The 16325-nt window shown below is 48.8% G+C and carries 13 protein-coding genes and 1 riboswitch; of the genes, 8 read left to right on the forward strand and 5 right to left on the reverse strand.

Going from position 1 to position 16325, the window contains the following annotated elements; translation table 11 throughout:
- The first annotated feature begins 170 nt into the window (after nucleotides 1-170).
- The gene (locus OYT88_RS11650; RefSeq protein ID WP_274400208.1) at nucleotides 171-1550 is read left to right on the forward strand and encodes a Mur ligase family protein; all 1380 of its coding nucleotides are present in this window, start codon (nucleotides 171-173) and stop codon (nucleotides 1548-1550) included.
- Nucleotides 1551-1616: 66 nt separating this feature from the next.
- A complete protein-coding gene (locus OYT88_RS11655) occupies nucleotides 1617-2339 on the forward strand; it encodes a type 1 glutamine amidotransferase (RefSeq protein WP_274400210.1) in 723 nt (240 codons plus the stop codon).
- 165 nt (nucleotides 2340-2504) lie between these two features.
- On the opposite strand, the gene OYT88_RS11660 is transcribed toward OYT88_RS11655, so the two are convergent.
- Nucleotides 2505-2717, reverse strand: a complete 213-nt coding sequence (locus tag OYT88_RS11660) for a hypothetical protein (RefSeq protein ID WP_274400211.1) — start codon at nucleotides 2715-2717, stop codon at nucleotides 2505-2507.
- Between the two features lie 434 nt (nucleotides 2718-3151).
- Nucleotides 3152-3349, reverse strand: coding sequence for a hypothetical protein (locus OYT88_RS11665; RefSeq protein WP_274400213.1), 198 nt, complete (start codon nucleotides 3347-3349; stop codon nucleotides 3152-3154).
- Between the two features lie 309 nt (nucleotides 3350-3658).
- Nucleotides 3659-3797: riboswitch (cyclic di-AMP (ydaO/yuaA leader) on the forward strand.
- Between the two features lie 102 nt (nucleotides 3798-3899).
- Between OYT88_RS11665 and kimA the strand changes: the two genes are divergently transcribed.
- Complete coding sequence (gene kimA, locus OYT88_RS11670; protein WP_274400215.1) at nucleotides 3900-5804, forward strand: potassium transporter KimA; 1905 nt, start codon at nucleotides 3900-3902, stop codon at nucleotides 5802-5804.
- Nucleotides 5805-6059: 255 nt separating this feature from the next.
- Here kimA and yidA read toward each other — a convergent pair whose 3' ends face one another.
- Complete coding sequence (gene yidA, locus OYT88_RS11675; RefSeq protein ID WP_274400216.1) at nucleotides 6060-6872, reverse strand: sugar-phosphatase; 813 nt, start codon at nucleotides 6870-6872, stop codon at nucleotides 6060-6062.
- 232 nt (nucleotides 6873-7104) lie between these two features.
- Between yidA and OYT88_RS11680 the strand changes: the two genes are divergently transcribed.
- From OYT88_RS11680 to OYT88_RS11690, 3 genes are all read left to right on the forward strand, one after another.
- Nucleotides 7105-8577 carry a nicotinate phosphoribosyltransferase gene (locus OYT88_RS11680; protein WP_274400217.1) on the forward strand — a complete coding sequence of 491 codons (1473 nt, stop codon included), beginning with the start codon at nucleotides 7105-7107 and terminating at the stop codon, nucleotides 8575-8577.
- A gap of 276 nt (nucleotides 8578-8853) precedes the next feature.
- Entirely contained in the window at nucleotides 8854-9612 is a 759-nt protein-coding gene (locus OYT88_RS11685; RefSeq protein ID WP_274400219.1) for an exodeoxyribonuclease III, read from the forward strand.
- 145 nt (nucleotides 9613-9757) lie between these two features.
- Nucleotides 9758-10879: an NADH-dependent flavin oxidoreductase gene (locus tag OYT88_RS11690; protein ID WP_274400221.1), complete on the forward strand. Its 1122-nt coding sequence runs from the start codon at nucleotides 9758-9760 to the stop codon at nucleotides 10877-10879.
- A gap of 338 nt (nucleotides 10880-11217) precedes the next feature.
- On the opposite strand, the gene OYT88_RS11695 is transcribed toward OYT88_RS11690, so the two are convergent.
- Nucleotides 11218-12345 (reverse strand): iron-containing alcohol dehydrogenase family protein, encoded by a 1128-nt coding sequence (locus tag OYT88_RS11695; protein ID WP_274400222.1) that lies wholly within the window; start codon nucleotides 12343-12345, stop codon nucleotides 11218-11220.
- Between the two features lie 257 nt (nucleotides 12346-12602).
- On the opposite strand from OYT88_RS11695, the gene acsA reads away from it, so the two are divergent.
- Together acsA and OYT88_RS11705 are read left to right on the forward strand one after the other, a co-directional pair.
- A complete protein-coding gene (gene acsA / locus OYT88_RS11700) occupies nucleotides 12603-14324 on the forward strand; it encodes an acetate--CoA ligase (RefSeq protein WP_274400223.1) in 1722 nt (573 codons plus the stop codon).
- A gap of 280 nt (nucleotides 14325-14604) precedes the next feature.
- Nucleotides 14605-15567 (forward strand): D-2-hydroxyacid dehydrogenase, encoded by a 963-nt coding sequence (locus tag OYT88_RS11705; RefSeq protein WP_274400224.1) that lies wholly within the window; start codon nucleotides 14605-14607, stop codon nucleotides 15565-15567.
- A gap of 106 nt (nucleotides 15568-15673) precedes the next feature.
- On the opposite strand, the gene OYT88_RS11710 is transcribed toward OYT88_RS11705, so the two are convergent.
- Complete coding sequence (locus OYT88_RS11710; protein ID WP_274400225.1) at nucleotides 15674-16306, reverse strand: mannosyltransferase YkcB-related protein; 633 nt, start codon at nucleotides 16304-16306, stop codon at nucleotides 15674-15676.
- Nucleotides 16307-16325 lie beyond the last annotated feature (19 nt).

The following is a 16325-nucleotide window of genomic DNA, read 5'->3' on the forward strand; positions in this document are numbered from 1 at the left end:
TTAAAAGCCGCCTGAAACGTGTCATTGAAGGCACTGCCGTTCATTAGAACCATTCTGGAACAATTGATACCGTTTTATACATGTGTCTGTTAAAAAAATGGGACAAATTGTTGAGATTTGTCCGGGCCGATCTTATTTTCGGAGATCAGATGAGAGGAGGTCGACATCCTTTGCCGGCTATTAATACGTATATGGCAATATTGACAAACAGAGGGGTAAAAAAGTTTATCCAGCTGATGCATCAGGGACATGGGAATACTCTGTCCGGAGAATTGGCAAGAATGATTGATCCCCGCATTTTGAAAAAGCTATCCAGTACAATGAATGTGATTGCAGTGACCGGAACGAACGGAAAAACCACGACCTGCAATTTGATTTCGAATATTTTTAAGTCCGGGCACATCCCGTCGGTTCACAACTCTTTAGGCAATAATCTCATGTCGGGCATTACGACGGCATTTATTGACGACGCCGGGCTTAACGGAAAAATGAAGGATAAGTGGGCGATCGTTGAAGTCGATGAGGCGACAATGGTTCCTTTGCTGAAAGAAATTACGCCCAAAATCATTGTGATTAATAATTTTTTCAGAGACCAGCTCGATCGCTACGGAGAAATTGATTTATTGATTGAAAAAATTTATAAAGCGATTGAAAAAGTCGACGCCAAGCTTGTTTTAAATGCCGATGATCCGTTTGTCAACCGTTTTTCCGATCTCAAGAATGAAAAAATATACTTCGGCATCGGTGCCGATGCGATTCATTTTGAAAAAAACAGTATGGCGGATTCAAAATATTGCCCGAATTGCGGCAGACCGCTTCATTATTCGCAAACTTTTTACGGACAGCTCGGTTACTACTCCTGTGAATGCGGTTTTAAAAGACACGATCCGAAGTTTGAGGTGGAGAACGTCCGAAAAGCGGAGCACGGCTATCAACTGACCATTAATCAATCGGACTATATCCTCGGTCTTTCAGGCGTCCACAACATTTATAATGCACTGGCGGCTTTTTCTGTCGCCCAGGAAATCAGGATTCCTATTGAAGCTGTTAGAGAGGGATTAGAGACATACAGCGTCAGGAACGGCAGAATGACGACGTATCTGTTCAATCATACGCGTCAAGTACTGAACCTTGTGAAAAATCCTGCCGGCTATAATATAACGATTTCAGAGGTCAACGATGATCCTCAAAAAAAACAAATTGTGCTCTTTCTAAACGATTTTGCAGCAGACGGCGAGGATATTTCCTGGATCTGGGATGTGGATTTTGAGAAATTCAGAAATGAGAAAGTGTGGCAGATTATTTGCAGCGGCACGAGGGCGTATGATCTGGCCATCAGGCTGAAATACGCCGAGATCGGGGAAGAAAAGGTCAGAATCATTCCCAATTTGAAAAAAGCAATCGACCAGGCTCTCGAATCCGCTTCCCTGACCTACTACCTGCCGAACTATACACCGCTTGAACATGTCAGAAGTTATCTGGAATTAAGGACACAGTCCGATCAGTCTCTTTCCGTCCCGGAAAAAAGGATGGTCCGCAATCAGACGTGATTCCGGGGAAAGCGGATGGCAGAGGGCGAGGCAAGCGCCGCTACACAATAAGAAGGAGTTCTTAAATTGAAATCGCTGACTCTTTTTCATTTCTTCCCGGATAAGTTAAACCTTTATGGCGACCGGGGGAATATTCTAACATTGAAGAAAAGGTGCGAATGGCGTGAAATCTCATTGAACATCGTACCTATTAATAAAATTGATCAGGCGAGCGACGTTCCGCTCTCCCAGGCCGATATTCTTTTTATCGGCGGCGGGAGCGACCGGGAACAGGCTCTTTGTACGGAAGAATTAAAAAAGATCAGGGATGGTTTCAAATCTGCTGTAGAAGACGGGACCTCTTGTCTGGCTGTATGCGGCGGATACCAGTTTCTGGGCAACTATTATCAGATGCTGAACGGCGAGAAACTTGAGGGGCTGGGTATTGTCGATTTTTACACGATTTCAAAGGAAAACCGGCTGGTCGGAGACGTCCTGATCGAGTCGGAAACGTTTGGCAGACTGGTCGGATTTGAGAACCATGCGGGCCAGACCTTCCACCCTTACGAACCGCTCGGTACGGTTATTAAAGGCTATGGAAACAACAAAAGGGATAAGAAAGAGGGGCTCGTCTATAAACATTTAATCGGAACGTATCTCCACGGCCCCGTTCTTCCGAAAAATCCTTCCATTGCTGATTTTCTTATCGGCAATGCACTCGATCGCAAGTACGGCCGGACAGAACTCGCGGATCTGGATGATTCGTGGGAACATGCAGCAGCCGAGAAAGTGTGGGGCAGATACGGATGATTTTCTATCGGGAATCCGCCTTGCCTTATTAAATAAATCATCGAAATCACGTGCCGGTATCGTCAGAACCGGCCTTTTTAATGCCCTTTTTTCAAAGCGCAGGAGAGAGGCTGATCGACTGTCGCTGCACCGGCGAATTCCGGGCACTGAACGGCTTATATAAAATCAGATTGAAGAATCGCTGCTGCCCTGCCCGATTTCGATCAGATTCATCCAGCCGTTCTGGATCGCAAGTTCTGTCGGCCTGCCGGTTTCATCGATCATATGAAAGGCGACAAGCTCATTGAATAATTCTTTGTAGCTGAGGCCATAAAACGACCTGAGCTGCTCGGATCCGATCGGCAGCTTTTCTTTGTATTCCTGTTCTTGTTCTTCCATTTGATTTATCTCCTTTATATGTGGTCTGAGAGTTTCTCCGGATAAAAAGGAACCCGGTCGGGCTTTGCTGAATCATTCCATGCTGACGCTGGTGAAAGGCGAATTTTTTTGCTTAATTTTTATTTCAATAACGTGACGGCCGATCCCTTCTCTGCTAAGCGTCGGCCGCGGAAAAGCGCTCGACAGAAAAAACCTATTTATTAAAATATACGTTCCCCAGGGGACAAGATTTAACGTTTGTACAAATTATCATGCAGAAACCGCATCTTTTTTCAGTACCTGTTTGTTGAATCGGAGAAAAAGAAGGAGAAATATTTTACAAAGCAGCGAGAAGGAGGCAAAGAATCAGGAGACGATCCGAAACGGCGCTGTCAGAACTGTTTAGCTGAAAAATAAAAAACACCCGGACATAAATCCAGATGCTTCAAAAAAAATCAGGCACGTACGTCAATGAATTTTCCCGTCGTTCCGCTGTTGTCAATGTCCCGGCTGCCCGCTTTGTCACTATCATTGTCGTGATCCTGGTCTGTAGAAACAGCCTGGTTCTGTACGGCAGTCTGCTGCGAACGCTGAGTTTGAGATTGCTGATAAACAGCAAAAGAAGAAGGGCTTGAAACACCGCTTACTGGCATATTTTCACCTCCCCGTCAGTTGATATATCGGAATCCCCGCATTAAATGTTATATAAGCAGGCCGATTGTCACATCCATCAAAATAATTACATGACAATAGGGCAAAATATTTAATTATGTTATAATTAATAATTTGGTTATAAATAATAATTATAAAACCTTCAGTAAAAAAGGATATTGTTCGGAAGTCTCTGTTTTCCGCTCATTTTTCCGCTTTATTCGGGGAAAATTATAAATAGAAATGGAATTTTTTTTCTTTACAAACGAAACTTTTGGAACTAAGCTAGACTATAATCTAATCATAGCTTAAATCTTAAATCGCTTAATTCGTTACGAAGCGGGGGAACCAGTGGCGGCGAAAGCCGCATGGGGTGAATCCTTTTACAGGAAGGGCAACTTCTTATGCCCGAATCCGTCAGCTAACCTCGCCAGCGTTCAAGGAGAAGGTTGCGGCAGCTGGTATAGTCTGAATGAAACCGCAGAGCCTGTGCTCTGCGGTTTTTGCCTCTCTTCGAAAACAGTTTGGGAATTAAGGAAAGGTGAGGTATTCATGGGTGAGGTTGAGTGGTTGAATATTTTTGTGATTATCGTTGTCGCTTTTGTAGGCTGGCAGGCCATTTCGCATTTTAACTTTGTGAAGCACCTGCTGATCGGCCGGCCGATGAAGAGTGAAGCGTTACGATCCAATCGTACACTGTTATTATGGTGGATCGCTCTGCCGGTTTTATCTGCGGATCTGTATTCATCCGTCGCTTACGGCCCCGAGTCAGGCATGACCGAACTCGTTCAGCTGGGTCCGGGTGCGAAGTGGCTGATTCTTCCTCTGACGGCTGCGACGGTCGTGCTGCTCGTAATATTAATCAGTTCCTATATTATGGGCGTTATTGCCTATCCAAACGGCGGCGGCGCCTATGCGATTGCGAAAAATAATTTCAGGCAGCCGTGGGTGGCCGTTACGGCATCAAGCGCGCTGCTCATCGATTATGTACTGACGGTGGCCGTTTCTGTCTCAGCGGCCATAGCGTCTATTGCCTCCGCCTATCCAGCTGTTTCCCCCTATCGGACAACGCTTGCTTTAATTTGCATTCTCGCGCTGGTCATTATCAACATGCGCGGCGTTGCCGATGCGGCCAGCCTGCTTGCCTGGCCGACTTTTTTATTCATGGCCAGTATGCTTGCCCTGATCTTTTTCGGTTTTGCCGATGAAATGCGGCACGGCTTCGTCCAGGCGGCAACGCCTGCGTTCGGAACGGTGCCGAAGGATCTGACCGTCCTGCTGATTTTAAAGGCGTTCAGTTCCACTTGCTCGGCTCTGACCGGCATCGAAACGATTTCCAACTCGGTGCCGATTTTCCGTGAACCCAAACAAAAAAATGCGATAAAAACTTATGTGGCTCTGGGGATCATCGAAGGCGTGACGCTGCTTGGCTATGCCTATCATCTGTATGTCCGCGGCATATCCGTTAATCCAAACAATACGATGCTGTCGCAATTGGCGGGTGTCACTTTTGGTCATGGATGGGTTTACCAGCTGATTATCTGGTCGACTTTTGCTGTTCTTATCCTGGCTGCCAATTCTACCTTCAATGGTTTTTCACAGCTGGCGGCGATCGTCGCTTCGGACGGCTATCTTCCGCGCAAACTGGCACAGCGCGGCGACCGCTTGTCCTATTCCAACGGCATACTGATGGTGGCGGCGCTTGCCAGTCTGCTCGTCGCCATCTTTCATTCCAGGACAAACAGTCTGATCCCGCTTTATGCAATCGGTGTATTTGTTTCCTTTACCATCGCCCAGGTGGGGCTTGTCCGCCGCTGGAATCGTGTGAAGGGGCGCCATTGGCGGGCATATCGGGCGATTAACGGCATCGGCGCCGTCGTGACAGCGGTAGTCGCGCTCATCTTCGCAGTGACGAAGTTTACGGGCGGTGCCTGGATGATTATTGTTATTCTGCCGCTTTTTGTCCATTTCTCATTGACCATATCGCGGCACTATCAGGAAGTTGCCGGGCAGCTTCACATTGACCTGGTGAAAGATCGCCCGGTCGCTCATAAAGTCACCTCGATTGTTCTTATTTCCGGCATCCAACGCGTGGTGAATAACACTTTGTCGTTTGCCAAGAGTCTCGATACCCATGTCATCGCCGTCTATGTCGGTTTTGACGATGCGTCGATAGAAAAGGTCCGGAAACGCTGGCAGGAATGGGGCTCACCGTGCGAACTGATCGTGCTTAAAAGCCAGTATCGCTCTCTGCTCGCACCGATCGCCTCTTTTATCCGCAAACTGGAGGCTGAAAAGGGCAAAGAAGATTATATCCATATTCTGCTGCCCCAATTCATTATGAAGAAGGGCTGGCACAACTTGCTGCACAATCAGAGCGCATTGATTCTCCGCACCTGGCTGGTTCTGCACAAAGATGTGGTTGTCACGACTGTTCCGTTCCATTTGAAAAAGTGAGGCATATTTTCAGATCGTCTGTTTTTGAATCTGAGAAACTGTTGAGCCAGCTCTTTCGCCGGATTGTTCATGATGGATTTCAAAGCGATTAAGAATGAAGCTTAAAAAAGTTGAATGCTTTATTCCATGTTACGTAAAGTATCAGAAGGTTTTGGCCTGATAAACCAAGGTCAGGAATAGAAACGGCCGGCATGAGCATTTTCACTCATGCCGGCCGTTTCTATTGAATAGGGTGCTTTTCTTGAATCGAGTGATTCACCGGTTCAGCACAAACCTTTCGACAGCGTAAGCGACGCCGTCTTCCGTATTGGTCCCGGTGATAAATTGAGCCGTTGCTTTCACACGGTCGATCGCATTTCCCATAGCCACGCCTAAGCCTGCATAGCGAATCATAGCCAGGTCGTTTTCCTGGTCGCCGAGCGCCATCATTTCACCGGCGTGAATACCGAGGCGGCGGCCGAGTGCCTGCAGACCTTTGCCTTTATCGACTTCTTTGTTCATAATTTCCAGGAGGATCGGCCTCGATTTCATAAGGGTGTATCTCTCCGTAAAAAAGGAGGGAATCCGGCTGATCGCCTGATCCAGGGTCGGCTGATCGGTACAGAAAATCGCTTTGTTGATTTTCAGATCGTCCGGCAATGTATCCATCGATACACGGACGAACGGAAGCGCCGTCATGATATTTCCGTACAGTGAAGGCCTCCCTTTGGGCGGCGCCGGGCTGTATATTTTCTCCAGATCAATAAAGTTCATCGGCACACCCAGCTCGCGGCTCAGGTCATAGAGCGAAACGACGTCGCTTTTGGTCAGAATCTTCTCGGATAAAACTTCTCCCGTGTCCGTTTTCTGTACGAGACCGCCGTTGTAGGTAATGGCGTAGTCGCCGTTTTCTCTCAGCCCCAACTCATCCAAATAATGGGCGATGCCGAGCAGCGGCCTGCCCGAACACAGAACCACCCGGACCCCCTGTTTTTTGGCTTCTTTCAGTACAGCCTGCGTTTTCGCTGTAATGGTTTTCTGATCATTCAGCAAGGTTCCGTCCAGATCAATAGCGATTAGTTTAATCATTCATTTTTCCTCCATGAAAGAGCACTTTTCATAATAAGTTAAGTATACTGCTTTCTCTTTCGAAGTGGGAGCCGGAGGCCTGAATGACTGCGATCCTGTCACTAGCGATCATGAGATTGAAAAGACATGATTGAATTCGGCGCGTGCCTTCCGTTTTACAAGACGGCCCGGCAATAGTATACTCAAAACAAAGTTTGACTTATATAACCGACCATATTGGGGGAAATACGACATGGAGAGCAGGTTTGACGTGAGAAACGACAGAGATCTGACAATGTTGGTGGATTTCTATGAGCTCACGATGGGAAACAGTTATCTGGAGGAAGGAGTGGGCGATCAGATCGTCTATTTTGATATGTATTTCCGCCGGGTACCTGACGGCGGCGGCTATTGTATCATGGCCGGCGTCGATCAGCTGATCGACTATTTAAAAAGTCTTTATTTCACGGAAGCTGATATCGATTATCTCAGGTCGACCGGCCAGTTTTCTGAGAAATTTTTGGATTATCTTGCGAATTTCAAGTTTTCCTGTGATGTCTGGGCGATTCCTGAAGGTTACCCGGTTTTTCCGAATGAGCCGCTTGTGACGGTCAGAGGCCCTGTCATACAGGCGCAGCTCCTGGAAACGATGGTGCTTGTCACCATCAATCACCAGACGCTGATTGCGACGAAAGCGAATCGGATTTGCCGGGTTGCCGGGAAGCGGCCGGTGATGGAATTCGGATCCAGACGGGCACAGGGTTATGACGGCGCGATTTACGGAGCACGGGCCGCGGTCATCGGGGGCTGCTCCGCCACGGCTAATACGCTGGCCGGAATGATGTTTGATATTCCTGTTTCGGGGACGATGGCGCACAGCTGGATCCAGCTGTTTGATAGTGAGCTGGACTCTTTCCGTGCCTGGGCGAATGCCTATCCGGACCAGTGCCTGCTTCTGATTGATACTTATAATGTGTTGAAATCCGGGCTGCCGAACGCGATCACCGTATTCCGCGAATTGAAAGAAAAGGGGCATAAGGCGCTTGGCATCCGGATTGATTCCGGAGATATTACTTATCTGACAAGAAAGGTCAGAAAAGCTTTGGATGAGGCCGGATTCCCGGATGCTATTATTGTCATTTCAAATTCACTGGACGAGCATATTATCAAGGATGTGCTTGCCGAGGGTGCCCGGATTAATTCTTTCGGTGTCGGTGAACGGCTGATTACGGCCAGGTCCGAACCGGTTTTCGGCGGCGTTTATAAAATGGTTGCCGTTGAAAAGGGCGGAAAAATTATTCCCCGTATAAAAATCAGTGAAAATGAAGAAAAGATTACAAATCCCGGGTTTAAAAAAATCTACAGAATCTATGAAAAAGAGGCCGATAAAGCGATCGCCGATCTGATCTGCGATCATGATGAATCGCTGGACGCCAGCCGGTCCCTGACCATTTTTGATCCCGTCTATACATGGAAAAAGAAAACCTTGACGAACTATAAGGTGGAACTGCTGCGCGAACAAATTTTCGACGGCGGCCGGCTCTGCTACAAGAGCCCTTCAGTGCGGGAGATACGAAAGATCGCGGGGGAACAGGTCGAACGGCAATGGGCCGAAGTGTTGCGTTTTGAAAATCCGCATAACTATTATGTGGATCTGTCCAGAAAGGTATGGGATACGAAACATCGTCTGCTGAACAGTTACTCGGAACAATTCAGCGGGAAATAAGCAGGCGGCTTTCTGCGAAATGATGCGGTGCTTGTGAAATGTTTCAGTTCGGACGGATGATTAAATTCTTTTTGTGAAACATCTCACAGAAAACAGCCAAGTTTTTTTATCAGCGAATGACGGAGCCGGCTTACGGATCAAGGCCGGCGAGAGGGTTCGAAGGTCGAGACGGCGGGGGAAGCCGTTTTTTTTACCTTGAGGTACGTGGATTGAAATCGATTCTATGCAATAGAATCGCGGCAGATAAAGATGGACCAAGCGAGGAGAGACTGGAATTTGAAATTTTTATCTTGGAATGTCAACGGCTTCCGCGCTCTGCAGAGAAAAATGGATCTGCCGGAGTGGCTGGAGAAGACGGGCGCGGATGCATTATGCATTCAGGAAACAAAGCTGCAGCGCGATCAGGTCGACGTGCAGATGCCCGGCTATTATCAGTTTTGGAATGATGCGGAAAGAAAGGGCTACTCAGGCACGGCCATTTTTACCAGAGAAGAGCCTTTGAATGTCGTCTACGGCATGGGGATTGAAAAGCATGATCACGAGGGCCGCGTCATCACGCTGGAATATGAATCGTTTTATTTGATCACCGTTTACACGCCGAATGCACGCCGGGATCTGAAACGGCTGGGCTATCGGCTTGAATGGGGAGAAGATTTTGTCCATTTCATTTGCGGGCTGGACAGCCGGAAACCGGTTATTTTTTGCGGGGATCTGAACGTCGCCCACGAGAAAATTGACTTGAGAAATCCGAAAAGCAACATGAAAAACGCCGGATTCACGGCAGAAGAAAGAGAAGATTTTTCCCGGCTGCTGGCTGCGGGATTTTCCGATAGTTTCAGGTATCTTTATCCTGATCGGGAAGGTGCTTATTCATGGTGGTCCTACATGGGAAATGCACGGAAGCGGAATATCGGATGGCGAATCGACTACTTTGTTGTTTCCGATCGCCTGACTTCAAAGGTGGAAGACGCCAAAATTTTAAGCGATATCCCCGGATCCGATCATTGTCCGGTGGAGCTTGATATCGCTCAATAAACAGTCCCGGCTGTTTTCGCGCCGGGACAGGGGACTTTTAAAGGCGGCAGCAGGGCATATCGTTGTTACCGAGTGGATGATTCATCTATAATAATCTTTGAGCAGTTTTTCTATCGATCATCTTCGGGAAGAGGGAATGTTATTGATGTCATCTTACAATGAATTATTTCAGCCGCTTGATCTGCCCAATGGTGTGCATCTTTCCAATCGGATCGCGATCGCACCGATGACGACCTGGTCGGGCAATCTGAACGGTACCGTTTCCGACCAGGAGCTGGCCTACTATAAACGCCGTGCGGCGCTGGCCTCTTTGTTTGTTTCGGCCTGCATTGCCGTGTCGCCGACAGGGCTTGCCTTTGATCATCAGTTTATTGCTTTCGACGATGCCGTGCTTCCGAGATTGAAAAAACTGGCGGAAGCAATGAAATCCGGAGGAAGCAAAGCGATTCTGCAGATTCAGCACGGCGGCAGCGAGGCGGATAAAAATCTTGTCATCTTTGATCAGACAGTCAGTGCGAGTGCGGTGCCGTCCTTCTCAAAACCTGAAGAAGTACCGGTTGCCTTGTCGGAGGAACAAATCGAGACGATTATCAAAGAATTCGGTTTTGCCGCAAGACAAGCCATCAGAGCCGGTTTTGACGGAATAGAGATTCATGGAGCGAATCATTATCTGATTCAGCAATTTGTATCCGCACACTTTAACCAGCGCAGCGATGAATGGGGCGGAACGCTCGATAAACGGCTCCGTTTTCCTTTCGCCGTTCTTGAAGAAGTGCAGTCGGTCGTCAAAAAATACGCTGACGATTCGTTTATTGTCGGCTATCGCTTCTCACCTGAAGAAATTCATCGTGCCTACGGATACAGTGTCGATGACACGCTGCATTTGGTCGACGGGCTGATCGAACGGGGCGTTCATTATCTTCATGCTTCGCAGCAGGATATCAAAACAACGCCGCACGGCAGTGAAGCGGGCAGTGAAACGATTGTTCATGAATTGGCGGAGCACATTCACGGCCGTGTTCCGCTGGTCGCGGTCGGAGGCATTCATTTGCCCGAAGAAGCGGTGAACGGTCTGAAGGACGGTGCCGATATCATAGCCCTCGGCCGCGAAGCCATCATGGATCCGGATTGGACGCAGAAAGTCCGCGATCAGCAGATTGATAAGATCGATGTGACCCTTTCTGCGTCGCGTCAAAAGGAACTGGTTGTACCCGATCGTCTTTGGAAGATCATCACTCAACCTTCGGGCTGGTTCCCGCTTGGTTAAGAAAAGAGCCGCTCAATAGCGGGATCCGTCTGGTAAAAATGCATCGGAAAGCATTCGCTTTCCGGTGCATTCTATTTTAGAAGCCAGCCGCCAAGCACGTAAAGTCATACAGGACTTCCACACCCGGTGTTATTCATGTTTTTACGGCAGAACGATTCGATAAATCTGAAGAGAGGCTGGAGGACAGTGCAGAGGGACCCCGGATCTTGATAATCACAGGGGCATCTCACCGATCGATCTCCGACGGCGCGATGCCCCTTCATTTCATAGAATACAGCCGCTTACTGTGGTCCGGGCATTTCACATTCGCCCGGATCATAATTCTTTGTAAGCGCTCCTTAATTGGATAAATCTCTGATTTTGTAATGATTTTTTCCCGCCCAGTCTTCAAGTTGAAGTATCGCATCCAGCACATTCTGAGCAGTGATGTTCAGCGGATGAAGATGGATCAGGGCCTTTGGCCTGACTGTCTCGTCTGCAATCACCCGCAGCTCGCTTTGTGAAAGCGAATCCAGATTGAGATCTGCTAGTGAAATCGGAAGGTTGAAAGATTTGTAAAAGGGAAGAAGGCGTTCCATTTCATCCCATTTATTTTCGATGACCAGCTGAACCATGATCCCGTAAGCAACCTTGATTCCGTGCAGGAACTGATGCGTTTCCGGGCGTGCCGTGATGGCATCGTGAATCGAGTGAGCTGCCGTTGCACGGCCGTATTCATCGCCGAAACCTCCGACCAGCCCGCCTGCCATTATGTTTGTTTCCATGACGTTGATCCATTCATCGGACAGCCGGCCGTTCTTCATGTCATCGATCGCTTGTTCGGCAAATTTCAAAGGGATATCGCGGCACAGCCGGGCAGCTTCCCGGGAAAGTCTCAGAGCCAGCCGATTTTTAGCTGTGTGTGTCAGCAGAAAATCCGATTCATACCATTTTGCGAGGGTATCGGCAACGCCGGCGATAAAGTAATCAAGCGGCGAATCGAGAATCACTCTTGGTTCGACAAGTACGAGACTTGACGAATGGGGGTAAATTTCATGGCCGATTGAGGCGCCGCTGTCCGTGTACAGGACGCTCAGAGGAGACCATGCCGCACAATTGCTGGCCATGGTCGGCAGGAGAATCACGGGAAACGAGCCGGCCTTATAGCCTGCAGCCTTAGCAGTGTCCAGGACCTTTCCGCCGCCCAGTCCGATGATCCCGTCGACCCGTTCTTCTTTCATGATGCCGATTACCCGGCTGATTTCGTTTTTTGAACATTCTCCCCCGAACGGTACATCGACCGTTGCAATGCCCGCTTCTGACAGATCGGGCAAATAGCGGCGTGCTTTCTGCAGCGCCTTTGTGCCGTGCAGAAAAAGGACGCGTTTGATAAAACGGGCCCTCAATCCGTCAGCCAACCGATCATAGGCATTTATTTCCGAGACATATTCCTGCGGGGCAATTCTTTGTACGAACTGTAGTGGCATCGTCAAACCTCTCTCCTTATCTATGCAAACTAGCTGACTATGTAATACCAAGTAAGATTAGGTTGTTAATTTAAGTGAATTAATTGTATACGGATTCATAAATTATGTCAATTTTAAACAGGTTTTTGAAAGACTGTGCCCGAATTGGGCGGACGCGTTGAGTCGTTCTTTTTGATAAAAAGAACATTCCATCGTATAATGATGAAAGCGCTTAATGTGACAATTCTGTGACAATTATATCGACTGGAGGTAACTAGATGTTAGATCATTTTGTCTTACCGGCCGACCACGGAACACATGTCCTTGATGATGTTGAAAAGCTGCGGGAGACTTTTGACTGGCGCCAGGCGGAGACTTTTTTCAGCTGGTATAAGACCGGAAAAATCAATGCTGCCTATGAAGCTATTGATCGGCACGTTGAGGACGGCAAGGGTGATAAAATTGCGCTTTATTATTCAGATCAGGACAGGGATGAATCTTTTACTTTTTCGGAAATGAAGCTTCTGAGCGATCAGGCCGCCGCTGTTCTAAAACAGGAAGCGGAAGTCAACAAAGGGGATCGTGTTTTTATTTTTATGCCGAGGTCGCCGGAACTCTATGAACTGTTTTTAGGAACAATTAAAGCCGGTGCGATTGTCGGTCCGCTGTTCGAAGCATTCATGGAGGCGGCGGTTAAAGACCGTCTTGAGGACAGTGAGGCGAAGGTGCTCTGCACGACACCGGAACTTCTGAGCCGGGTTCCCTACAAAGCCCTTCCCCATCTTAAACACATTGTCCTGTTCGGCGACTCAATCAAGGAAGACGGCTACTTTATTGATTTTAACAAGGCCATGGCCCGTGTAAATGAGCCTTTTTCCATTGAATGGATGGATAAGGAAGACGGTCTGATTCTGCACTATACTTCCGGATCGACGGGAAAACCGAAAGGCGTCCTGCATGTCCATCAGGCGATGGTTCAGCATGCGCAGACCGGCCGGTGGGTGCTCGATCTCAAGGAGGACGATATTTACTGGTGCACGGCCGATCCCGGCTGGGTGACCGGGACATCCTACGGTGTATTCGCGCCGTGGCTGAACGGAGCGACCAATGTCATCCGCGGCGGCCGCTTCAGCCCGGAGGACTGGTATCAAACCATTGAGAAGTACAAAGTGACGGTCTGGTACAGTGCGCCGACAGCCTTCCGCATGCTGATGAGCGCCGGAAAAGATTTGGCGGAAAAACATGATCTGTCGAGTCTGCGCCATATTCTGAGTGTCGGGGAACCGCTCAATCCGGAGGTTGTAAAATGGGGTTGGGAAGTCTACAAAAAGCGGATTCATGACACGTGGTGGATGACGGAAACGGGGGCTCAGCTGATCTGCAATTATCCGTCGCTCGATATCAAGGCCGGATCGATGGGAAAACCGATTCCGGGGGTTATTGCCGCCATCATCGACGATAACGGCCGGGAGCTTCCTCCGAATACAATGGGCAATCTGGCGATCAAAAAAGGGTGGCCGTCCATGATGCGGGCGATCTGGAATAATCCGGAAAAATATGATTCCTATTTCACGGCAAACGGATGGTATGTATCCGGAGACTCTGCCTATATGGATGAAGACGGCTACTTCTGGTTCCAGGGAAGAGTGGATGATGTAATTATGACGAGCGGGGAGCGGATCGGTCCTTTTGAAGTTGAAAGCAAGCTGGTCGAACATCCGGCAGTTTCCGAGGCCGGAGTGATTGGTATCCCCGATCCGATCCGCGGCGAAATCATTAAGGCCTTTATCTCCTTGAGAGAAGGATTCGAAGCGAATGAAAAATTGAAAGAAGATATCTATCATTTTGTAAAAAACGGCCTGGCCGCCCATGCTGCGCCGAGGCAGATTGCCTTCAAGGATAAGCTGCCGAAAACGCGCAGCGGGAAGATCATGCGCCGCGTACTGAAAGCCTGGGAACTTAATTTGCCGACAGGAGACCTGTCAACGCTTGAAGATTGATTGTCCTCCGCCGCTTCTTCATCTAACAGCGGTATTTTCAGAGATCTGCCGAAACTTATTATTAGATGGGTTGATTTGAAAAAACGTTTATGACGCCGCCAGGCGCCTTTTTTTTAACTTTTTAGCGCTCCGCGGCACGAATTCCTTTTTAAGAGTCCGTTTTAATAGATTAGAAACGGTGAAATATTCTATAATGAAGCGGGAAACCAAAGAAATGCCGCGAGGAACAGGAGTTTTAAAAGAAATCAAGCGGGAAAACGAGGCGAAGGGAGAACAAACAATGGCCAAAAAAGAGGTCGTATTCGGAATCGATGAGAAATTTAATCTGCCGGATTCTTTAAGGGAGAAAATAAAAGAAGAATTCACAGATGTTTTTCATTTCGTTGAAGTAAACGGCGACGGTGAGTTAGGCCGGCTGGCCGACCCCGATGTTTTCATCGGCTGGCCGAGCGACAAAATGCTCCGGGTTATGCCCAATCTGCATTGGCTGCAGCTGCCGAGCGCGGGAGCGAATCATTATTCGGATCATCCGCTGCTGGCGGATCATGTGGTGATAACGAATGCCAGCGGTGTCTATGGTGTATCGGGTGCCGAACATATTCTTGCATTAATTCTTGCCTTTGCCAGAGGACTGCCTGTACATATAGGCCAGACGGCGAAACATATCTGGCAGCCGTACGAACGCCCTGTTCTGATCGAGGGGGCGACGGTGGGAATCATCGGACTTGGCGACATCGGTTCGGAAGCTGCTGTTCGTCTGAAAGCATTCGGAGCGCATGTCATCGGAGTCAGGCGGCACGTTCATGACAAACCGGATTTTGTCGACGCGCTTTATGAAATGGATGAGATGAATCAGGTGCTGGGCAAGAGTGATTTTGTTGTTAATGTGCTCCCGCAGACGGATGAAACGGAAGGGCTGTTTGATTCCGAACGGCTTTCCTGCATGAAGCCGGGTGCCTTTTTTATTAATGTAGGCAGGGGACAGACAGTCGATGAACGGGCCCTGGCTCTTGCGCTCAGAAACGGGAGGCTCGGGGGCGCGGGCCTTGACGTCACTTATGAAGAACCTCTGCCGAAAACGAGTGAATTATGGGATCTGCCGAACATCGTGATTACGTCCCACTCTCTCGGCCTTTCTCCGGAAAGGCTGGAAAAACTTGCTGCTTTGATCAGCCGGAATCTCAGAAATTACCAGGACGGGAAGCCGCTTGTCAATGTCGTTAACCGAAAACTCGGTTATTAATCCGGGCCTGCTATTTCAGAAAAAAGATGGCGTATTTTATGAAAAAAGACCGAAGAACAGACACTTCGGTCTTTTTTTCAGGCCCTGAAAAATGCCGGCACCGGTTTTAACGAGCCGCCTGCTTCGCCGCTCCGCCGTCCGGCGCGTTTTCCGGAGCCAGCTGATAGAGCAGGCCTGTCGTACTGGAACCGAGTCCCCGGCCGCGGCTCTTTTTCACGGTGACTGCTGAATCTTCCCACATTGAGGTCGGAATCAGCCGGCCGTTCTTCTCGATCCATTTAATGATCGGAGTCTGCTGCGCTCTGTTGTTTGCCGGAAGATAAAAATAATGAATCTGTCCTTTTTTGACGAGCTGGGTCAGCCTGCCCGGGCTTAATATCGGGTCGGTTCCGTTGTAACCGCCGATTGCCATGACGGCCTTTCCCGTTTTTATAATGTATGGGGCGGCTGTCGGCGCATCCGTTGTTCCAAACAGGTAAGTCGTTCCGGACTCATGTTTGTTCAGGTAACGGATTAATCCGGGGTCGATATGGTTATTGGATAAGCCGCTTGCCGTTTTTTTAAGCGAAAGCTGAGGCCCGGCTTCGGGAAGGGCGTTGTTGCCGCCGAATAGAATAGGCGTCACAGCCCAGCAAAGCGGAAAGAAGACAAGAAACCCGATAAGAGCCGCTATCTGGAAGCGGCCGGGCCTGTGGATCCGGCCGCGTTTTTTCCGCTTATACAGAGCGTACGATATCATGATTCCTGCCGCCGCCATG

It is taken from the genome of Sporolactobacillus sp. CQH2019 (assembly GCF_028765345.1).
In the GTDB taxonomy this organism is placed as follows: domain Bacteria; phylum Bacillota; class Bacilli; order Bacillales; family Sporolactobacillaceae; genus Sporolactobacillus.

What these genes read in the sequence shown, in the direction of transcription:
- OYT88_RS11660 (WP_274400211.1), bottom strand. Translation starts at nt 2,717, where the DNA reads ATGGAAGAACAAGAACAGGAATACAAAGAAAAGCTGCCGATCGGATCC.
- OYT88_RS11665 (WP_274400213.1), bottom strand. Translation starts at nt 3,349, where the DNA reads ATGCCAGTAAGCGGTGTTTCAAGCCCTTCTTCTTTTGCTGTTTATCAG.
- kimA (WP_274400215.1), top strand. Translation starts at nt 3,900, where the DNA reads ATGGGTGAGGTTGAGTGGTTGAATATTTTTGTGATTATCGTTGTCGCT.
- yidA (WP_274400216.1), bottom strand. Translation starts at nt 6,872, where the DNA reads ATGATTAAACTAATCGCTATTGATCTGGACGGAACCTTGCTGAATGAT.
- OYT88_RS11680 (WP_274400217.1), top strand. Translation starts at nt 7,105, where the DNA reads ATGGAGAGCAGGTTTGACGTGAGAAACGACAGAGATCTGACAATGTTG.
- OYT88_RS11690 (WP_274400221.1), top strand. Translation starts at nt 9,758, where the DNA reads ATGTCATCTTACAATGAATTATTTCAGCCGCTTGATCTGCCCAATGGT.
- OYT88_RS11695 (WP_274400222.1), bottom strand. Translation starts at nt 12,345, where the DNA reads ATGCCACTACAGTTCGTACAAAGAATTGCCCCGCAGGAATATGTCTCG.
- acsA (WP_274400223.1), top strand. Translation starts at nt 12,603, where the DNA reads ATGTTAGATCATTTTGTCTTACCGGCCGACCACGGAACACATGTCCTT.
- OYT88_RS11705 (WP_274400224.1), top strand. Translation starts at nt 14,605, where the DNA reads ATGGCCAAAAAAGAGGTCGTATTCGGAATCGATGAGAAATTTAATCTG.
- OYT88_RS11710 (WP_274400225.1), bottom strand. Translation starts at nt 16,306, where the DNA reads ATGATATCGTACGCTCTGTATAAGCGGAAAAAACGCGGCCGGATCCAC.